The following is a 19048-nucleotide window of genomic DNA, read 5'->3' on the forward strand; positions in this document are numbered from 1 at the left end:
TTTCGCAACCACGGGGTCAGGGGTACCGACACGAAGGAACGAGCGGACGCGTCGGGCGACACAGCAAAGAGACCCGTCCGGGAAGGTCGATTCCAGAGGGGGAGCCCCCCGAAACCGGCGGTCACGCAGTCGACCTGCGTCCGGTAGCTTTTATACGCGAGTTCCGAACAGAGACCCATGTTCCGTCTTCCGGCGTCGGCCCGCGATCGGCGACTCGACACCGTCCGCGAGCGCATCGCCGAGGAAGGCGTCGACGCCGGTGTCTGGTTCGACGCGACGAGCATCGAGTACCTCGCCGGGTTCCCCCACGTCGTCACCGAACGCCCGGTGGTGCTCGTCGTGACCGCCGAGACCGTCGCGCTGGTCGTCCCCCGACTGGAGGTCGAGCGGGCACGTGCGGTCGAGCACGTCGACGCGGTGCATCACTACTTCGATTACCCGGCAGCGTCCCCGATGGGGACCGTCCGCGAGACGCTCGACAGCCTCGGCGTCGGGTCGGTCGCGGCCGACGCCGGGTCACCGCCGTCGGTCATGGGATACGAGGGCCCCTCGCTCGACGAGTTCGTCGACGTCAGGGAGCAGTCGTGGGTCCGGGAGGCCCGGCGCGAGAAGTCCGCGGCCGAGCTGGAACTGATACGCGAATCGGCGCGGTGGGCCGACCGGGTCCACGACCACCTCGCCGGACTCGTCCGTCCGGGCGCGAATCCGCTGACCGTCTCGGAGCGAGCGATGACCGCGGGGACCGAGTCGCTGACGGCCGAACTCGGCGACGACTACGAGGCACGGACGCGGTTCGACGGCCCCGTCATCGCGGGCATCGTGAGCGGCGAGCGGACGGGTCGACCGCACGCCTACACGTCCAACGACCCGCTCGAACCCGGCGACTCGCTCATCACCGGCGTCGTCGTGGATATCGGGGGCTACCAGGCCGAGCTCGAGCGGACCATGTTCGTCGGCCACCCGGACGACAGGGCACGCGAGTACTTCGAGATAATGTGTGCGGCCCAGTCTGCGGCGATCGATAGCATCGCACCGGGCGTTCCGGTTGCGACAGTCGAGCGAACGGCCCGTGACTACTTCGAAGAGCGGGGGGTCCTCGAGTTCACGCGACACCACAGCGGCCACGCCCTCGGGATGGAACTCCACGAACCCCCGTACCTCGACCGGGGGAGCGACGCGACGATACGGGCGGGCGACGTCTACGCCGTCGAACCGGCGCTGTACACCGACGTGGGCGGGTTCAGACACTCCGATACCGTGGTCGTGACCGCCGACGGTGCCGAGCGCATCACCGAGACGCCGCGCGGATTCGAGGCGAACGTCCTCCCGACCGACGACTAGTCGGCGCACCTGCCTTCGTCCCGGGGTATCATGGTCCGTCGACCGATGGGTGTCCCTATGGCCCGCGATATCGTGACCGAGGCGAACGCGAACATGGCGACGACCTTCGAGCACATCGCGGCCCACGTCTCGGGCGGTGAGACCCGTCGGCACGGGGCCGCACTCGCCGTCTCGGCCGGCCTCCCGCTCCCGGTGTACAACCAGATATTCGCGTTCGACGCGCCACCCGACGACATCGCGGCCGCAGTGGCGTGGATGCGTGCCCGCGACGTCCCCTTCCTGGTGGGTGTGACCGAAGGCGAGCAAGAGCGCGTCCGGGAGGCCGACGCCGGGTTGGCGCTCCTCGACGAACCCGAACTCGGCCTGGCGTACCGCTCGCTCGATGCCGTGCCGGCCGACGAGGGGCGTGTCGACGTCACGGGGGTGTCGGGGTCGGCCGACTTCGCCGACTTCGTGTCCGTCTATACGGCGGTCTTCGGGAGGGACGAACGCGTCGCCGAACGGGTCCACCGGGCGGTCGCGGCCGCCGACGGCACCGACTTGTACGTCGGCCGGGTCGACGGTCGGCCCGTCGCCAGTGGCGTCCTCGTCCGGACCGGCGACGTGGCCGGCATCTACACTGTCGGCGTCGTCGAACCGTTCCGCGGTCGCGGCATCGGCAAAGCGACAACCCGCGCGCTGCTCCGTGCGGGCCGAGCCGATGGCTGTGAGGTGGGCGTGGTCCAGGCCGAGGCGTCTGTCGCACCGCTCTACGAGAACCTGGGGTTCGAACCCGTCGTCAGGTACCGGTACTTCCAGCCGACCGGGTGAGTCGCCTCGATCACCGACGCCACGACTCTGCGACATCGAGGTACGTCTCGTAACACCGCGACAGCACCGCGAGAGAGACGCTCTCGTTGCCGGTGTGGGCCTCGCCCGGTTCCGCCGCACCGACCACGACACACTCAGTGCCCGCCTGTGAGAGCCACCCGGCGTCCGTCGCGTGGGGCTTGACGACCTGCTCGGGCGTCCCGTCCTGGGCGTCGGCGGCCGCGGCCAGCACGAACTCGGCGAACGCAGCGTCCGCACAGGCCATCGGCGGGAGGTCCTGGTCGACCTGCCAGGTGATCCCACCGATGACTTCGACGCGCTCCAGCGGCGCGCGTTCGCCGGGGACGGTCCGCTCGTCGACGGTCACCTCGCAGCGCTCGGGGATGACGTTCCACGCCGACCCGCCGTCGATCTCCGTGACCGCGACGCTCCCCGTCAGGTCGTGGCCCAGCACCGTCGTCTCGGGGAACGCGAGCTCGCGGACCACGTCGACGGCGTCCGTGGCGCGGTAGATGGCGTTCTCGCCCGCCTCGGGTTCGCTGGCGTGGGCGGGCAGGCCGTCGGCGACGATGGTCGAGCCTCGCCGGCCCTTGTGTGCGACGGCGACGTCTGTCACGCCCGGCCCCGAGTACCCCGTCGACCCCTCGCCGACGAGGGCGTAGTCCGGGACGAACCCGTCGTCGATGGCCGCCTGACAGCCCAGGCCGCCCTGCTCCTCGTCGACGAAGGAGGCAAAGACCAGTTCCTCGGTCGGGTCGGCGTCCCTGAAGGCGAGCATCGCGGCGGCGACACACCCCTTCATGTCGGCGGCGCCCCGGCCGTACAGACGTCCGTCGCGCTCCTCGACGACGTACTCGCCGTCGGCTACCTGCGAGTCGTCCGGCGGGACGACGTCGTGGTGGCCGACGAGCGCGAGCGACGTCTCGCCGTCTCCCTTGCGAGCGAGGACGTTTCCGTGGTCGTCACGGGTCACGTCGGCCGCTGTCTCGGCCCGGAGCCACGCCTCGACGTGGTCGCCGGCGGCCGTCTCGTCCTCGTGGCTCGGTATCGCGACCAGTTCACGCGCGAGGTCGGCGACGTCCATACCGGTCGGTCGGGGGCCGTGGGTTTGTGTCTTGCTGGAACGGTGCTGTCAGTCCTGGTCCGGGACCGGGCCCTCGAACGCCAGGCCGTACTGCGCGCCGACGGCGCCGGGTGAACATCCTTATCAATCGACGGCCGCGTACCCACGGTATGGAAATTGTACCGGACACGAGCGTGGTCGTCGACGGCCGCGTGTCCGAACAGGTCGAGGCCGACGCCGATCCGGACTCGCCGGAGAGCGGCAAAGGCTTTGCCGGCGCGACGGTGGTGATGCCCGAGGCCGTCGTCGGCGAACTCGAAGCACAGGCCAACGACGGCCGACAGACCGGCTGGGAGGGACTCGAGGAACTCCAGCGACTGGTCGAGCTCGCAGGCGAGGGCACCATCGAGGTCGAGTACGTCGGCCGCCGGCCCGACGCCATCGAGAAGCGCGACGCCGGCGAGGGCGAGATCGACGCGCTCATCCGGGACATCGCCGGCGACCGCGGCGCCCTGCTGGTCACCAGCGACGACGTCCAGGCCGAGGTGGCCCGCGCGAAGGGCCTGGAGGTCGAGTACATCGAACCCCGGGGGCGCTCGGTCGACCGCCTGGATATCGAGAACTTCTTCGACGAGTCGACGATGAGCGTCCACCTGAAGGTCGGCGTCGCCCCGTTCGCGAAGAAGGGCGACATCGGCGACATGCACTACCAGCCGATTCGCGACGACGAGGCCACGGAGTCGGAACTGCAGGCCTACGCCGCCGACATCGAGGACGGGGCGCGCGGCTCGCCCGACGGCTTCGTCGAGCTGGACGAACCGGGGATGACCATCATCCAGTTCCGGGACCTCCGTATCGCCATCGCACGGCCGCCCTTTGCCGACGCCCTGGAGATCACGGCGGTCCGCCCCATCGTCAAGACCGAACTCGACGACTACGAGTACGCCGACGAACTGCGGGACCGCTTTACCGAACGCCAGCGTGGCGTCCTCATCTCCGGGTCGCCCGGGGCCGGGAAGTCGACGTTCGCCCAGGCCGTCGCGGAGTTCCTCGTCGACGCCGACTACTCGGTCAAGACGATGGAGAAGCCACGGGACCTCCAGGTCGGCCCGAACGTCACCCAGTACACCGCCCTCGACGGGTCGATGGCGAAGACAGCCGACGCGCTACTGATGGTCCGGCCCGACTACACCATCTACGACGAGGTCCGCAAGACCGACGACTTCGAGGTGTTTGCGGACATGCGTCTGGCCGGCGTCGGGATGGTCGGGGTCGTCCACGCGACCCGCGCCATCGACGCCCTCCAGCGACTCATCGGCCGGGTCGAACTCGGTCTCATCCCGCAGATCGTCGACACCGTCGTCTACATCGAGGCCGGCCAGGTCCACACCGTCTACGACGTCACGACCGAGGTCAAGGTCCCCGCGGGCCTCATGGAGGAGGACCTGGCCCGCCCGGTCATCATGGTCAAGGACTTCGAGACCGACGCGCCGGCCTTCGAGATCTACACCTTCAACAACCAGGTCGTCACCGTCCCGCTTGACGAGGACGACGACGGCGAGGACTCGGGCGTCGACCGCCTCGCGAAACAGGAGGTCGAACGCGAGATCCGCTCGATCGCCCGCGGCCACGTCGAGGTCGAACTGCGCGGCCCCAACACGGCGGTCGTGTGGGTCGAGGACGACGACATCTCGCAGGTCATCGGCAAGGGCGGGGGTCGCATCTCCGACGTCGAGAACCGCCTGGGCATCGACATCGACGTCCGGACCTTCGAGGAGCGCCCGACCGGCCCCTCCGGCGGGCCACAGACCGACAGCGGCGGCAAACAGGGCGAGATCGTCCAGCCCGAGGTCACGTCGCGACACATCATCGTCCCGCTTGACGGGCACGCCGGCGACACCGTCGAGGTGCAGGCCGACGGCGAGTACCTGTTCACTGCGACGGTCTCCCGTGGCGGCGAGATACAGGTCTCGCGCGGGTCGGGTATCGCGGAGGAACTGGAGCGGGCAATCGACCGCGGGAACACGATCACCGTCGTGCCGTCCTGAAGGGCATCCGACGAGCGTAGCGAGTCGGTTCCCGGGACCGAATAGCGTGAGGTCCCGCTTTTTCGCCCACGTTTTTCGAGGAGCGGTGTGCGAGCACCGCGAGCACACCCGACGACGAAAAAGGTGGTAGAACACGATCACCGTCGTGCCGTCCTGAAGGGCATCCGACGAGCGTAGCGAGTCGGTTCCCGGGACCGAACAGCGTGAGGTCCCGCTTTTTCGCCCACGTTTTTCGAGGAGCGGTGTGCGAGCACCGCGAGCACACCCGACGACGAAAAAGGTGGTAGAACACGATCACCGTCGTGTCGTCGTCAGCACCCCTCGCATACGTCCCCCGTTCACATTTATATCGCCGACCCGCTAGATGACCGATATGGAAATCGAGCTCCGCTTCTTCGCGAACTTCCGGGAGACCGTCGGCCAGAAGGTGATCCACCGCGAGTTCGACGACGAGGCGACGGCCGGCGACATCCTCCGGTCGCTCCCCGAGGAGTTCCCGGAGATGGAACTGTTCGAGGCCGACGGTCAGCTGCGCCAGTACCTGACGATTCTGCGCAACGGCCAGGACATCGAACACATCGAGGGGCTCGAGACGACACTCGCGGACGGCGACGAGCTCAGCGTCTTTCCGCCGGTCGCGGGCGGCTAGCAACAGAAGATAAAGGGGTAGAGCAGGCCGACACGGTCGCCCTCCTCGAGCGTCGTGTCGAGGCCGTCGAGCAGTTCGTTGAACTGCCCGTTGACCGTCACGCGGGCGTAACACCGGGTCTGTTCGCCTTCGGGGTTCTTCGCCCACGTCCCCGGCAGGTCGACCAGCTCCGGTGCCCAGCCGTCCGTCGAGGCCTCGGACTCCGTCTCGGCGATGAGGAGGTCGGCCACGTCGTAGGTCCCACAGAACACCTCGAGGAAGTCCCCGAGCGTTCGCCCGTCGAACGTGTACTCCATGTGCGGTTCCCCGACGGCGGCTCTGACGTGACCCGTACACCGGACCTCGACGGTCCGCTCGGCGGCTGTCTCCTGCTCGCGAAGTTGCCTGCTCATGCCGCCATCTAAGGTCGCAAGCACCAACAACGTGGGGCCGAACATGTTCGTCCGGGGCTGGCTTTAATTGGGTCCGGCCCGTCGCGAGGGTATGGACGACATCGAACTGGCCATCCCGGGCCCTATCGTCGACTCGCTGCCCGAGGACGGCGCGGACGCGAAACGGGACATCCAGCGCGCCGTCGACGGGTGGGAGAACGACATCAACGCCGTGCTCGACAGCGACGATCCTGCGGCCGGCGTGGTCGACCTCATCGAGTACTTCGAGGACCGCTGGGAGGCCTACGACGAGTACGTCGTGGAACTGCGGGCGTGGGGGCAATCACCCATCTACGCGATGGTCTGGCGAGACCTCGTGGCGTCGGTCATCCAGCAGATATACGACCACGCCGACCTGGCCGACCGAATCAACCGCGAGCGCAACGCCCGTATCGTCGACGACGGCATCCGGCCTGGATGAGCGGATACACGACACCCACAGGGTTTAGCCGCGGGGGTCCCTACGACCACCGATGCGACGTGAACGGAGCTGGCGCGGTATCTCGATACGGGCCGCCGTCGGCTACCTCGAGAACTGCGGCGGCGAGAAACAGGACGAGACGACCGTCGCCGGGGACGGCTGGACGGCCCAGCTCTCCGCCGAGAAGGTCAGCGTCGGCCCGTCTTTGCAGTTGAACGAGGTGACGGTCGTCTTCGAGGGTGAGGCGGAGACGCTGGACCCGCTCATCGAGCGGTTCGCCCAGAAGGCTATGCGCGCGGGCGGGTGAGCGCCGGTGGCCGACCATCCTATCGAGGGGCAACTGCTCCTTGCTGCGGGCGCCCGCGCGAGCGTCGCCCTCCACCGCGTCGACGGCCTCGTCGAGCGGGCCCAGGACCACGTGGTCGCCAACCTCGAGGCCTACGAGCGGGCCTACGAGCGCATCGAGGGCGCCCGCGACGCCGACTTCTACTGCGTCGAGACGGGGTTCTGGGAGCGGGTCGGCGAGGAGCTTGGCTTCGACCGCCGGGAGGCCGACGCCGTCCGGCGCGCTCACGAGGCGCAGTTCACCCGCGACGGCCGCCGACTCGACCGGGAGTCGGAGTTCGAGTCGACGCTCGAGGTTCGCGAGGTCGTGGCCGTCTCGGCTACACGCTGAGCGTCTCGAGTACCTTCTCCGAGAAGTCCGTCTCCGAGAGGTCGCCGTTGTGCAGGCGGTCGAACCACTCGGCGTCGACGTACCAGTAGCCCCGAACCTCGCCGTCCAGGTCGAGCACGGTTGCCTCGACGTCGTGGCCAGTCCAGTCGTCGGCGTGGAGGTCCCGGAGGACGTTGATCACCCGGCCGATCTCGCGGTGGGGGACCGACCCCGGCTGGGCGGCGATGGACTCGTAGGCGACCTCGTAGGTCTCGTCGCCGGTGCGCTCGGTGAACGTCTGGACGTAGACGCCGTGGCTGGTCAGTCGCGACTCCACCTGGAACTCGAAATCGTCGAAATCCTCCTTGTGCATCGGTGACGGTCTCCTCCACGGCTCACTACGTTCACCGTTCCGGTTCGAGGCATCTCCCTGCGGTCGATGCCTCGCTTCAGTCGTCGCTCGGGGCGGCCGCGCCGCCGGCGCTGACGCCGGTGCCGGGGCCGATGTCGATGCCCAGCTCGTCGAGCTTCTCGTCGGGCACGACGCCGTCCTCCCAGCCGCGGACGTCGTAGTACTCCCCTTTCAGCTTGTCCAGCTCGGCGAGTTCGCCCTCGGAGCCGCCCTGTGCGGGGATGGCGTCCTCGTGACCCTCGACGAACCGGCCCGGCAGGTCGTCGTCGCTGCCGTCGAAGCCCGCGAGGTTGTTGTAGTAGCGTTCGAGGTTGTAGATGCGCTCGCCGGCCTCCATCAGCTCGTCCTCGGTGACCTCCATGCCGGTCATGCCGTTGTACTGCAGGACGTACTCCTCGATACCCTCGGCGAAGGCGTTGAACTTGCAGATGTCGAAGGAGTCGCTGATGGCGTGCAGGTCCTGGAAGAGGGCACACAGTTCGCCTTTGCCTTCCCACTCGCGCGGGTCGACCTTCTCCGGAACGCCCAGGATCTCGGCGGCCGGCGTGTACCCACGGAGGTGGCACGCGCCGCGGTTCGAGGTCGCGTAGCCGATGGCCATCCCCTTCATGCAGCGGGGGTCGTAGGCGGCCATCGTCTGGCCCTTGACCGCCAGCGAGTTGTCGTGGGCGTCGAACTCCTCGCCGAGGTGGTTCGGGCCCTCGGCGAGGTGGTCGGCGAGCTCGCCGTCGCGCTCGGCGATGGCGTCGATCATGTCGATCATCGTGTCGGCGTCGCCCCAGTCCATGCCCTCACCGAGCCCGTCGAGCTTGCCCTGCTCGGTCATCTCCATGGCCATCGCCATCGTGTTGCCCACGTCGATGGTGTCGACGCCCACGTCGTTGCACCGTTCGAGCATCACGGCGATCTTGTCGCGCTCGACGTGGCCGGAGTTCGGGCCCAGCGCCCACGCGGACTCGTACTCGTAGGACTCGGTGCGGACGTTCAGCTCCTCGCCCTTGTGCATCGTCTGGACCTCGACTTCCTTCTTGCAGGCGACCGGACAGGAGTGACAGGTCGGCTCGTCGACGAGGATGTTCTCCCGGACGTTCTCGCCCGATACGTCCTCGGAGTCGATGATGCGCTCGCCGTCGCCCTCCGCCTCGGACATCGCCCGGGTCGAGGAGTACTTGGCGTTCTTCGTCGGCAGTCCGTCCATCTCCTCGGTGACGTTCATCAGGACGTTGGTACCGTACACCGAGAGGCCACCCTCGTTGGGGCCGGTGATGTCGGACTCCTGGATGACCTGCATGGCCTGCTTGTGGCCCTCCTGGAACGTCTCCTTGTCCTTCGGTTTCGGCATCCGGGTCGGCGACTTCACGACCACGGCTTTCAGCTTCTTGTTGCCCATCACACAGCCGGTCCCGCCACGGCCCGACGCCCGGTCGTCCTCGTTGACGATGCAGGCGTACTTGACCTCGTTCTCGCCGGCCTGGCCGATGGCCATCGTCGAGAGGTTCTTGCCGTAGGAGCCCTCGATCTCGTCTTCGATCTCGTCGATGGTGTCGTGGACGCCCCAGCCCCACATGTGGGAGGCGTCGCGCAGTTCGACCTCGCCGTCCTCGACGACGGCGTAGACGGGGTGGTCGGACTGTCCCTCGAACAGCAGGCCGTCGAACCCGGCCCACTTCAGGCGTGCGCCCGACCAGCCACCGTGGTGGGAGTCTGTGACCTGTCCCTCGATGGGTGACTTGGTACAGATGGCGATACGGCCGCTCATGGTCACCTGAGTCCCTGTGAGCGGGCCGTTCATGAACGCGAGCAGGTTGTCCGGGCCCAGTGGGTCGACGTCCGGACCCTGGTCGAAGACGTACTTCACACCCAGCCCCCGGGCACCGATGTACTTCTTCGCGTCCTCGTCGTCGATGCCCTCGTAGGACACCTCCCCCTCTCCGAGGTCTATTCGGGCGATGTGGTCTTGGAAGCCGCCGAGGTCAGTCATGAATATCTATCCTAGACCGGCGGTTTGTATCCACTTAACGATTTGTACTAGAATCTGATATCATCGACTCCCGGCCGGCCGCGACCGATCGCGTGCCGGCCGGACCTGTCTCGCCGGCAGACGGCTCGAACGGACTGATTCGGTCGCACGGTCGGGCACGATGACCGACGGGCGGTCCCTCGCTCCGGGTATCCTCGACGGCTCTGTATCGAAGATGATACATCGGTTGCGGGATTGGTGACAACCGTTTTGCCCGGCCGGGACCGAGAGATGGTATGGACGCCAGCGTCGACGCACAGCTCCAGGCCGAGGGCGTGGCCTTCACCGCTGCCGACGCGGCCCTGTTGCGTGCCATCGACCGGACCGGCACGGTCAGCGGCGCCAGCGAGGACCTGGGGCGCTCGCGGGCGCGGGCGCTGGACCGCATCCAGCGCCTCGAGGACGCCTTCGGCCCGCTGGTCGACCGGCACCGCGGCGGCGAGACCGGCGGCGGCAGCGACCTGACGGCGGCGGCGAGGCGGCTCCTGGCCCGGTTCGCCCGGCTCCAGGCGGCACTGGCGAGCACGACCAGCGCCGAGGAGACCGTCCTCGCCGGGACCGTGACCGAGCGCGAGGGTGAACTGGGCGTCGTCGACACCGCGGCCGGCCACCTGCGGGCCCGGCTGGTCGACCGGCGCGAGACCGTCGCGGTCGGGGCCGCCGTCCAGGTCAGCGTCCACTCGGACGCGGTGACGCTGCACGACCCCGCGGACGTGCCGGCCGCCAGCGCGACCAGCGCCCGCAACCGGTTCGAGGGGACGGTCGTGGACGTCGGGCGCGGCACCGCAATCGGGCGCGTGACCGTCGACGTCGGCGCCGAGTCGCCCCTGGTGGCCCTGTTGACCCACGAGAGCCTCGACCGGATGGGCCTGGGGCCGGGCGACGGCGTCGTGGCCTCGTTCAAGGCGACGGCGACCCGGGCGCTGACGACCGGCTGAGGCGCGCTGTCGGTGTCAGGTGTGCGAAAAAACCACCCTTTAAATCCGGGGAGCGTCAACGTATGGCAGTATATGCTCGAGGACGACTTCGGCCGGGAGGTGACAGGCGTCCGGGTGTCACTCACCGACCGGTGTAACTTCGACTGCGTCTACTGCCACAACGAGGGGCTGGGTGACACGCGCGGGCCGCTGGACCCGCAGGACGACGAGCTCTCCACCGACCGGGTCGTCGCTTTCCTCGAGGTCTGTTCGGAGTACGGCGTCGAAGCGGTGAAGTTCACCGGCGGCGAGCCGATGCTTCGGGACGACCTCGAGGAACTCGTCCGGCGCACGCCCGACGGGATGGCGGTGTCGATGACGACCAACGGGACCTTCCTCCCCGGGCGGGCGACCGGTCTGGTCGACGCCGGCCTCGAACGGGTCAACGTCTCACAGGACGCTCTGGACGCCGAGGACTTCGCGGCGCTGACCAACAGCGGGGCCTACGAGCGCGTCCTCGAGGGGGTCGAGGCCGCGCTGGACGCCGGGCTCGCCCCGGTCAAGCTCAACATGGTCGTCTTCGAGCCGACCGCGGGATACGTCCCCCGGATGGTCGATCACGTCGCCGAGAACCGCGGCCTCCAGCTCCAGCTCATCGAGTACATGCCCGAGCTGGCGGGCCACCCCGAGTGGGCCATCGACATCCAGCGCGTCCACGACTGGCTCGCGGACCGGGCCGACTACGTCGAGACCCGCGAGATGCACGACCGCAAGCGCTACTTCGTCCGGAGCGAGGCCGCCGAAGTCGAGGACGCGGCCGCCAGCACGTCGATGGCGGCCGCCGACGGCGGCGTCCGGACCGACCCGGGCGCGAGCGACGTCGGGATGGTCGAGATCGTCGACCCCGTCGGCAACGCGGAGTTCTGCGCGAACTGCCACCGGGTCCGGCTCACTCACGACGGGTACCTCAAGGGCTGTCTGAACCGCAACGACGACCTGGTCGACATCGGCGAGACGAAGGCCCAGATGCGCGCGGCCTTCGAGAAGACGGTCGACGAGCGGGTCCCCTACTACGGCGAGTACATGGTCGAAGACGAGGCGGGCGACTGGACGTTCAACGAGGCCTACCAGGACAGCGAGGGCGACCGGACGCCCTACGAGTACACCGGGGACGACTGACTACGCGTCCTCGAGAGACACAATCGCTCGCTCTAGCGCCCGGACGCCCGCTTTCTCCGTCCGGTCGGGATCCGCGTACACCGTGACCTCCTGGGTCCCGAGCGGGACGAACTCGAGGCCCAGCTGCTCGGCTGTCGCACGGAGGCCGAGCCCCGCGTCGGCCTGTCCGGCCGCGACCTTCCGGGCGGGGCTCTCGTGGGCCCTCATCGTCAGTCCGTACCCCGCGATAGACTCTGTGAGCGCGTGGCGGTCGACGCCGCGTTCTGCGGCCAGGGCCCCGAGCGCGTCGTCGAAACTCTGCCGGAGGCCGGACCCGGTCCCGCGGTTGACGAAGCTCGCGTCGCCGTCGACCAGCGCCGCCAGGCCGCCCACCGCGTCGGCGTCTGCCACCACCAGTCCCCAGTCTCGCTCCCAGCCCCCGATGTCCAGGGCGTCGGTCGGCGGGTCGGCCGGGCCGGCGGCCACCGCGACGTCCGGCGTGCCGCCCCCGAGGCGCCGCAGGCCCTCTGTGGTCCCAACGGGGAGGTACCGGGGCCGCTCGACGTCGTCGAGCAGCGCCGAGAGCGTCGGGTCGTCCTCGCCGACGCCAAGCAGCGTCGGGGGCCGTACGCCGGGCGAGAACAGCGTCACCTCGACGGCCTCGCCCGCCTCCAGGATGTCCGTCCCCGGCGGGACGGCGACGGTGCCGTCGGCGTCGACGAGGCTGGTCGTCGCGCCGCTGCCCTTGTCGACCGGGTACACCAGCAGGTCGCCGGCGCCGTCCTCGACGAGACCGACCGGCATGAACCGCAGGCGCCCCTCGCCGTAGCGCTCGGTGACGGCCATCGCCCCGGTGACCGTCGCGGTGGCCGGTTCGTCGACATCGGCCGCGTCTCGGACGATGGGGGCGACGAACTCCCGGAAGATGGTCAGCGCCGAGATGGGGTAGCCCGGGAGTCCGACGTAGGCCGCGTCGCCGACGGTGCCGACGAGCATCGGCTTGCCGGGCTTGACCGCCACGCCGTGCAACAGCAGGTCGCCCCGGTCCTCGATGACCCGGTAGATGACGTCGACGGCGCTGGCGCTGGTCGACCCCGAGGAGAGCACGAGGTCACACTCGTCTGCGGCCTCGTGGAGCAGGCGCTCCATCTCGTCGTAGTCGTCGCCCGCGTGCGGGTAGAGGACGGAGTCGCCGCCAGCGTCCTCGACGGCGGCCGCGAGCGTGTAACTGTTCACGTCGAATATCTGGCCGGCGGCGCTGTCCAGCGAGTCGCCGGGCCGAACCAGCTCGTCGCCCGTCGAGACGATGCCGACCGTCGGGCGGCCCCGGACGGGCACCGCGTCGACGCCCAGCGCCGAGAGCAGCCCGATCTCGCGGGGCGTGACGGTCGTGCCCGGCCCGAGCGCCCGGGCGCCGGCAGCGATGTCGGCGCCGGCGAGCATCACGTTGTCCCCGGGCGCGACGGCGGTCCGGACCTCGATGCCCTCCTCGGCCTCTGTCGTCCGCTCGACCATCACGACGGCGTCGGCACCCGGGGGCATCACGGCGCCGGTGGATATCTCGGCGACGGTCCCCGCCTCGACGGTCACGTCGGGTTCCTCGCCGGCGTGGACCGCCCCGGCGAGCGGTAGCGTTACGGGGTCGGCCTCGTCGGCGCCGAAGGTGTCGGCCGCGCGGACCGCGTAGCCGTCCATGCTCGCGCGGTCGAAGCCCGGGACGTCGAGTTCGGCGTCGATTCGCTCGGCGAGAACCCGGCCGCGGGCCTCGGCCAGCGGAACGTGTTGGGGATCGGGCGTCAGGTCCAGACCGGCCAGTACCTCGCGGGCCTCCGCGGGCGGCGCGAGGTCGCGGAACTCGCGGCGCTCGCTCACCGCGACCACTCCCAGTCCTCGACGGCGACGGTGTCGCCGGCGTCCAGTCCCTCCAGTCGCTCGGGGACGACGACCCAGCCGTCGGCCAGCGCCACGCTCGAGAGGACCCCCGACCCGCTGGCCCGTGTCGGCGTCGCGGTGGCCGTCTCGCTGTCGCGGTCGAGCTGGACCCTGGCGAACGTCCGGGTTCCGGGGTCGCTGACGATTTTCCGGGTCAGTTCCGCCTCGACCGTCGGCGGTCCGGTGTGTGGCAGGTGGCCGACCTCGCGGAGCGTCGGCCGGAGGAACTGGACGGCGTTGACGATACACGCCACGGGGTAGCCCGGCAGCATCAGCACGGGCGTCTCCTCGACGACCCCCAGGGCGACCGGGTGGCCGGGCTTGAGCGCGACGCCGTGGACCAGCACCTCCCCCAGGTCGTCGACGACCTCCGGGACGAGGTCGCGCTCGCCCACCGACGACCCGCCGGTCGTCACCACGACGTCGTGGTCCAGGTCGCGCTCGACGGCCGCGCGCAGGGCCGCCTCGTCGTCGGTGACGATGTCGCGGTACGTCGCCTCGCCGCCCCACCGCTCGACGTAGTGGGCGACGGTCTGCCCGTTGGTCTCGGTCACCTCGCCGGGCGCCGGGTCGGCCTCGACCAGCTCCTCGCCGGTCGGAACCACGCTCACCCTCGGGCGCTCGTACACCGCGACGGTCTCGTTCCCGACTGACTTCAGCAGGCCGAGGTCGGAGGGGCGCAACCGGTGGCCCGCCGCGTAGAGCGCCTCGCCCGCCGTGACGTCCTCGCCGACGGGGGCGACGTTCTCCCCGCCGGCCACCGCGTCGAACACCGTCAGCGACTCGCCGCGCGTCTCGGTCTCCTCGACCATCACCACGGCGTCGGCGCCCGCGGGCAGTTCGCTCCCCGTGTGGACGCGGGTCGCCGTCTCCGGGCCGACCGTCTCCCCGACCCGCAACTGCGCTGGCGAGCGGTCGCTCGCGCCGAAGGTGTCCTCGGCCCGGACCGCGTAGCCGTCCATCGCCGCCCGCCGGTAGTGGGGGACCGGCCGCTCGGCGACGGCCTCTGTCGCCAGGACGCGCTCGTCGGCGTCCCGGAGCGATACCCGTTCGGTCCGCCCGTGTGGCGTCACCACCTCGAGGAGCCGTTCCCTCGCCGTCTCGAGTGGCGTCCGCCGTCTGAAGCCGTGTGTCCGCCGGCCCTCGTCGCTCATGGGGGTCCGTAGGTCCCTGTCGACCAAAAACCTCCGCGTGCCCACGACGGCGTCGGTCCCGGGAGCCCTGTGGCTGGCCCACGACGACCCTCGAACGGGGAAGCTGCGTCAGTCAGAAACCGGCGCGTCCGCTTCGGCGGGCTGGTCCGTTATCTCATAGAGGTTCTGTCGCGCGTCGGCGAAGTAGACGTCCTCTTCGACGACCCCGACCTCGTCTAAGCGTTCGAGCGCGTAGCGGACGGTCCGCGCGGAGAGCATCGACTCCTCTACGATCCCCTTCTGGGTGAGCGGCCCGTCGTACTCCAGCACCTTGTACACGAGTTTCGCGCTCGGAGGAAGGTCCGCTATGGCTTCCCCATCGGACTCTGTCATCACGTTGACCCAGAGGCGCGGGATGCTTAAAGATTGAGGAGTTGCGTCGGCTGGCAGGCCCTCGCGGCCGGCGAGCGCGTCTCGGCGAACCGCGCCCCTTTTGGTGGAGGGTAGACGAAGGTGGGGTATGGCTACGGACACGGCGGACGGCATGAGCTCGCACATGCGCGGGCTCACTGTCACGACGCTGACAGCGGTCGCGGGCATCGCCGCGGCGTTCGGGTCGAACGCCTTCGCGAGCGGTGCCACCGACACGACGGGGGTGCTCGTGCTCGCGGCGGCCGTCCTGGTGCAGTTCCCGATTCTGCGCCTCGTCGGCATCGACCAGGCGGACCTCTCGACGAAGGACATCCTCTACATCGCGTTCATGACCTTCTCGCTGTGGTTCGTCACGTGGGGCATCCTGCTGACGACAGGGGTGTAACCATGGCGGACGACAGCATCGCCGTCGTCGACCTCGACAGGTGCCAGCCCGACCGCTGTAACTACGAGTGTATGAACTACTGCCCGCCCAACCGCAGCGGGAAAGAGTGCATCGTCAAGCGCGGCGACACTTACGAGGACGACGAGGAGTTCGAGGGGAAACCCGACCAGGTCCGCATCTCCGAGGAGATCTGTCTCGGCGAGACCTGTGGCATCTGCGTCAACAAGTGCCCGTTCGACGCGATCGAGATCATCAACCTCCCCCAGGAGCTGGAAGACGAGCCGGTCCACCGCTACGGGGAGAACGCCTTCGCGCTGTACGGCCTGCCGGCCCCCTCGGAGGGCCAGGTCACGGGCATCCTCGGCCCGAACGGCATCGGGAAGACCACCGCGGTCCAGATCCTCGCCGACGAGATGGCCCCGAACCTGGGCCGCTACGGCGAGGAACCGGGCTGGGACGAGATTCTCGACCAGTACCGCGGGACCGCCCTGCAGGACTACCTCGAAGAGTTGCGCGACGGCGACGTGACCGTGGCCCGAAAGCCCCAGTACGTCGACCGCATCCCCGATCAGTTCGACGGGAAAGCACGCGAACTGCTCGAACGGACCGACGAGCGCGGTGCGCTCGACGACCTCGTCGAACGCACGGGCATCGCTCCCGTCGTCGACAACCACATCGACGACCTCTCGGGCGGCGAACTCCAGCGGGTCGCGCTCGTGGCCACGCTCGCACGGGACGCCGACTTCTACTTCTTAGACGAGATCACGCCCTACCTGGACATCGGCCAGCGGATGACCGCCGCGCGTCTCATCCGCGACCTCGCCGAGGACGGCGACCGCTCGATGCTCGTCGTCGAGCACGACCTCGCCATCCTCGACCTGCTTGCCGACAACATCAACGTCGCCTACGGTCGCCCGGGCGCGTTCGGTATCATCACGCCGCCCAAGTCGACGAAGAACGGCATCAACGAGTACCTCTCGGGGTACCTCGAGAACGAGAACATGCGCATCCGCCAGACCGAGATCGAGTTCGAGGAACACGCCCCGCGGAGCGCCTCGACCGGCGACGTCGTCATCGAGTACCCCGACTTAGAGAAGAGCTACGGCGAGGACGAGTTCTCGCTGTCCGTCGAGGCCGGGACCATCCGCGAGAGCGAGGTGCTGGGCGTCGTCGGGCCGAACGGCATCGGGAAGTCGACGTTCGCGAAGATGCTCGCGGGCCGCCTCGAACCCTCCAGTGGCGCCGTCGACGCGGACCTCGACATCGCCTACAAGCCCCAGTACATCGACATCGACCAGGGGATGCGCGTCGACGCGTTTCTCTCGACGATCACCGACGACTTCGGCAGCTCCTACTGGACCACCGAGATCGCCCAGCCCCTGCAACTGGACGCCGTGATGGAACAGAACCTCACGGACCTCTCGGGCGGGGAGCGCCAGCGCGTCGCCATCGCGGCGTGTCTCTCGAAGGACGCCGACCTCTACCTGCTGGACGAACCTTCCGCCCACCTCGACGTCGAACAACGGGTGCTGGCCACGTCGGCCATCCGGCGCTACGCCGAGAACCACGACGCCACGGCGCTGGTCATCGACCACGACATCTACATGATCGACCTGCTGGCCGACCGCCTGCTCGTCTTCGAGGGCGAACCCGCGAAGCACGGGCGAGCCACCCCGCCACAGGGGATGCGCGAGGGGATGAACGAGTTCTTAGAGAACCTCGACATCACCTTCCGCCGCGACGAGCGCACGTCCCGCCCGCGCATCAACAAGCCGGGATCGCAACTCGACCGCAAGCAGAAGAACGCCGGCGAGTATTACTACGCGCCCGACCGGGACTGAGGAACAACCCGCGCCTTCGGACTCCTCAGGACGGGCCGACGTCGTGTTCTCGGATATGGGACAGAGAGAGTGCGGGCGACCGTGCGAGAAGTGCCTCTATGTCACTCTTTGTGTCCGGTATCGGCGTCGTATCCATTCCTACGGGTGTCTCTGGAGTCGTTGCTGTCCGTTGCTTCGTTCCCGTACTCGCGGCAATCGCGAACTTATTGAAGCCGAGTGCCACCTGCCAGCCGTCTCCTGCAAAGTACTGTGCCTGTTCCGACGGAGAGTTGACTATGGGGACGACGATGAGGACTCTCACACGAAGGTCATCTGTATCGGTGTACTCGGCTTGCACACCCTCTCTAAAACCGAGGTTCGAGAATGCTGCTTCCTCTGTCGATGTTTGCTCCCATCCGTTTCCCGGAGTCGGGAGAAGTTCTTCCGGGCTTGCTTCGTCCCAGTTTGCGGTGGTCGATGCCGGTGTAGTCGTCTCCGTCGGTGCGTGGCTGGTCACCGTCTCGGACGTCGCTGTTTCTGTCCGTCCTTCGTTGCCCCCCCGTGCAACCGGAAACACCACCGAAACAGACGGTACTTCCGAGGCGGAGTCTCGAGCGCCGGTTCCAGTCCCGAGTAGGCATTGTAGCACTGCTATTGTTGGTGTGAGCAAGTGTCTTCTGGCGAAATTCTCGGTTCGTTTAACTCTCATTCCGTGGTTCTCGGGCGGTCCACCCTTGGATCTAAGATCATTCCAAATTCCCGAAAAAGGCCCGTATGTACACTGAAGAGAGGCGGTACGCAAGCGTACGGTGCGAGCGAAGCGAGCACCGTTTCACGGCCGCGAACGAAGTGAGCGGCCGGCCTTTTTCGCCCACGTTTTTCGAGGCGTGGTGGCCGAGCGAAGCGAGGCCACCCAACGAAGAAAAAGGTGGAGTCTGACGTAAGACCTAAACCACCTGCGAACGCCCTACGTGACATGGGACTGATGAGCAAGATTCTCGGCGGCTCGGGATCCTCCCGGAAGACCGAGGACTACGTCGAACTGAACGCCGACGCCTACGATCTGACGACCGCCGAGGCCGAACGCCGGGTCCGCATCGCCCGCATCAGCGACAAGCAAGACGTCATCGAAATCAAGGACGCCGTCTACGACGGTGACATCGTCATCGCCGACATCGTCCGCCACTCGACGACCGACCGGACGATGGAACACATCAGCGACGAACTCAAGCAGGTCGCAAACGAGGTGGGCGGCGACATCGTCCAGAAGGACGACGACCAGCTCATCATCACGCCGGCCGGCGTCGCCATCGCCCGCGACCGGCTCGGCCAGTAATCGGACCTCGGCGTAGACGGGTCGGCCCGTCGCCCCGCGAGCCGGGCCGTTTCAACGTGCTTTTCGGTCTCGGTCCACTGCAGAT

Annotated in this window: 20 protein-coding genes; 12 read left to right on the forward strand and 8 right to left on the reverse strand. The window is 68.4% G+C overall.

Annotated elements, in window-relative coordinates; genetic code table 11:
* Positions 1 to 177: 177 nt before the first annotated feature.
* Both P1K88_RS05805 and P1K88_RS05810 read left to right on the forward strand, forming a co-directional pair.
* Positions 178 to 1341, forward strand: a complete 1164-nt coding sequence (locus P1K88_RS05805; RefSeq protein ID WP_276413272.1) for a M24 family metallopeptidase — start codon at positions 178 to 180, stop codon at positions 1339 to 1341.
* Positions 1342 to 1398: 57 nt separating this feature from the next.
* A complete protein-coding gene (locus tag P1K88_RS05810; RefSeq protein WP_276413273.1) occupies positions 1399 to 2151 on the forward strand; it encodes a GNAT family N-acetyltransferase in 753 nt (250 codons plus the stop codon).
* Positions 2152 to 2161: 10 nt separating this feature from the next.
* On the opposite strand, the gene P1K88_RS05815 is transcribed toward P1K88_RS05810, so the two are convergent.
* Positions 2162 to 3235, reverse strand: coding sequence for a M20 family metallopeptidase (locus P1K88_RS05815; RefSeq protein ID WP_276413275.1), 1074 nt, complete (start codon positions 3233 to 3235; stop codon positions 2162 to 2164).
* Between the two features lie 149 nt (positions 3236 to 3384).
* On the opposite strand from P1K88_RS05815, the gene P1K88_RS05820 reads away from it, so the two are divergent.
* Both P1K88_RS05820 and P1K88_RS05825 read left to right on the forward strand, forming a co-directional pair.
* Positions 3385 to 5262, forward strand: coding sequence for a PINc/VapC family ATPase (locus P1K88_RS05820; protein ID WP_276413276.1), 1878 nt, complete (start codon positions 3385 to 3387; stop codon positions 5260 to 5262).
* 373 nt (positions 5263 to 5635) lie between these two features.
* Positions 5636 to 5911 carry a ubiquitin-like small modifier protein 1 gene (locus P1K88_RS05825; protein ID WP_276413278.1) on the forward strand — a complete coding sequence of 92 codons (276 nt, stop codon included), beginning with the start codon at positions 5636 to 5638 and terminating at the stop codon, positions 5909 to 5911.
* Here P1K88_RS05825 and P1K88_RS05830 read toward each other — a convergent pair.
* Positions 5908 to 6303: a pterin cluster protein gene (locus tag P1K88_RS05830; RefSeq protein WP_276413280.1), complete on the reverse strand. Its 396-nt coding sequence runs from the start codon at positions 6301 to 6303 to the stop codon at positions 5908 to 5910. The genes P1K88_RS05825 and P1K88_RS05830 overlap by 4 nt on opposite strands.
* A gap of 91 nt (positions 6304 to 6394) precedes the next feature.
* On the opposite strand from P1K88_RS05830, the gene P1K88_RS05835 reads away from it, so the two are divergent.
* Genes P1K88_RS05835 through P1K88_RS05845 form a run of 3 tightly spaced genes read left to right on the forward strand, consistent with a single transcriptional unit; the run spans position 6395 to position 7439 of the window.
* The gene (locus tag P1K88_RS05835; protein ID WP_276413281.1) at positions 6395 to 6763 is read left to right on the forward strand and encodes a DUF7971 family protein; all 369 of its coding nucleotides are present in this window, start codon (positions 6395 to 6397) and stop codon (positions 6761 to 6763) included.
* A 52-nt stretch (positions 6764 to 6815) separates the two neighbouring features.
* A complete protein-coding gene (locus P1K88_RS05840) occupies positions 6816 to 7070 on the forward strand; it encodes a MoaD-like domain-containing protein (RefSeq protein ID WP_276413283.1) in 255 nt (84 codons plus the stop codon).
* Between the two features lie 6 nt (positions 7071 to 7076).
* Positions 7077 to 7439, forward strand: coding sequence for a DUF8048 family protein (locus tag P1K88_RS05845; RefSeq protein WP_276413285.1), 363 nt, complete (start codon positions 7077 to 7079; stop codon positions 7437 to 7439).
* On the opposite strand, the gene P1K88_RS05850 is transcribed toward P1K88_RS05845, so the two are convergent.
* Positions 7429 to 7791 carry a DUF8159 domain-containing protein gene (locus P1K88_RS05850; RefSeq protein ID WP_276413287.1) on the reverse strand — a complete coding sequence of 121 codons (363 nt, stop codon included), beginning with the start codon at positions 7789 to 7791 and terminating at the stop codon, positions 7429 to 7431. The two genes, P1K88_RS05845 and P1K88_RS05850, sit on opposite strands and share 11 nt — an antisense overlap.
* Positions 7792 to 7867: 76 nt before the next feature.
* Positions 7868 to 9811, reverse strand: coding sequence for an aldehyde ferredoxin oxidoreductase family protein (locus P1K88_RS05855; protein ID WP_276413289.1), 1944 nt, complete (start codon positions 9809 to 9811; stop codon positions 7868 to 7870).
* Positions 9812 to 10086: 275 nt separating this feature from the next.
* On the opposite strand from P1K88_RS05855, the gene P1K88_RS05860 reads away from it, so the two are divergent.
* Positions 10087 to 10788 carry a TOBE domain-containing protein gene (locus tag P1K88_RS05860; protein ID WP_276413290.1) on the forward strand — a complete coding sequence of 234 codons (702 nt, stop codon included), beginning with the start codon at positions 10087 to 10089 and terminating at the stop codon, positions 10786 to 10788.
* A gap of 72 nt (positions 10789 to 10860) precedes the next feature.
* Complete coding sequence (gene moaA, locus P1K88_RS05865; RefSeq protein WP_276413292.1) at positions 10861 to 11946, forward strand: GTP 3',8-cyclase MoaA; 1086 nt, start codon at positions 10861 to 10863, stop codon at positions 11944 to 11946.
* On the opposite strand, the gene P1K88_RS05870 is transcribed toward moaA, so the two are convergent.
* The 3 genes from P1K88_RS05870 to P1K88_RS05880 form a co-directional block, all read right to left on the reverse strand.
* Positions 11947 to 13797 (reverse strand): molybdopterin biosynthesis protein, encoded by a 1851-nt coding sequence (locus P1K88_RS05870; RefSeq protein WP_276413293.1) that lies wholly within the window; start codon positions 13795 to 13797, stop codon positions 11947 to 11949.
* On the reverse strand, positions 13794 to 15011 hold the full coding sequence (locus tag P1K88_RS05875; RefSeq protein ID WP_276413294.1) for a molybdopterin molybdotransferase MoeA: 1218 nt from the start codon (positions 15009 to 15011) through the stop codon (positions 13794 to 13796). The genes P1K88_RS05870 and P1K88_RS05875 overlap by 4 nt, the downstream gene beginning before the upstream one ends.
* 108 nt (positions 15012 to 15119) lie before the next feature.
* A complete protein-coding gene (locus tag P1K88_RS05880; RefSeq protein ID WP_276413296.1) occupies positions 15120 to 15383 on the reverse strand; it encodes a helix-turn-helix domain-containing protein in 264 nt (87 codons plus the stop codon).
* Positions 15384 to 15510: 127 nt separating this feature from the next.
* Here P1K88_RS05880 and P1K88_RS05885 point away from each other — a divergent pair, with 127 nt between their 5' ends.
* Positions 15511 to 15807, forward strand: coding sequence for an EMC6-like membrane protein (locus P1K88_RS05885; RefSeq protein ID WP_276413297.1), 297 nt, complete (start codon positions 15511 to 15513; stop codon positions 15805 to 15807).
* A gap of 2 nt (positions 15808 to 15809) precedes the next feature.
* Positions 15810 to 17648: a ribosome biogenesis/translation initiation ATPase RLI gene (locus P1K88_RS05890; RefSeq protein ID WP_276413298.1), complete on the forward strand. Its 1839-nt coding sequence runs from the start codon at positions 15810 to 15812 to the stop codon at positions 17646 to 17648.
* A 25-nt stretch (positions 17649 to 17673) separates the two neighbouring features.
* Here P1K88_RS05890 and P1K88_RS05895 read toward each other — a convergent pair whose 3' ends face one another.
* Complete coding sequence (locus P1K88_RS05895; RefSeq protein ID WP_276413300.1) at positions 17674 to 18144, reverse strand: hypothetical protein; 471 nt, start codon at positions 18142 to 18144, stop codon at positions 17674 to 17676.
* A 459-nt stretch (positions 18145 to 18603) separates the two neighbouring features.
* Between P1K88_RS05895 and P1K88_RS05900 the strand changes: the two genes are divergently transcribed.
* A complete protein-coding gene (locus P1K88_RS05900) occupies positions 18604 to 18963 on the forward strand; it encodes a cell division protein SepF (RefSeq protein WP_276413302.1) in 360 nt (119 codons plus the stop codon).
* Positions 18964 to 19048 lie beyond the last annotated feature (85 nt).

It is taken from the genome of Haloarcula halobia (assembly GCF_029338255.1).
Lineage (GTDB): Archaea > Halobacteriota > Halobacteria > Halobacteriales > Haloarculaceae > Haloarcula > Haloarcula halobia.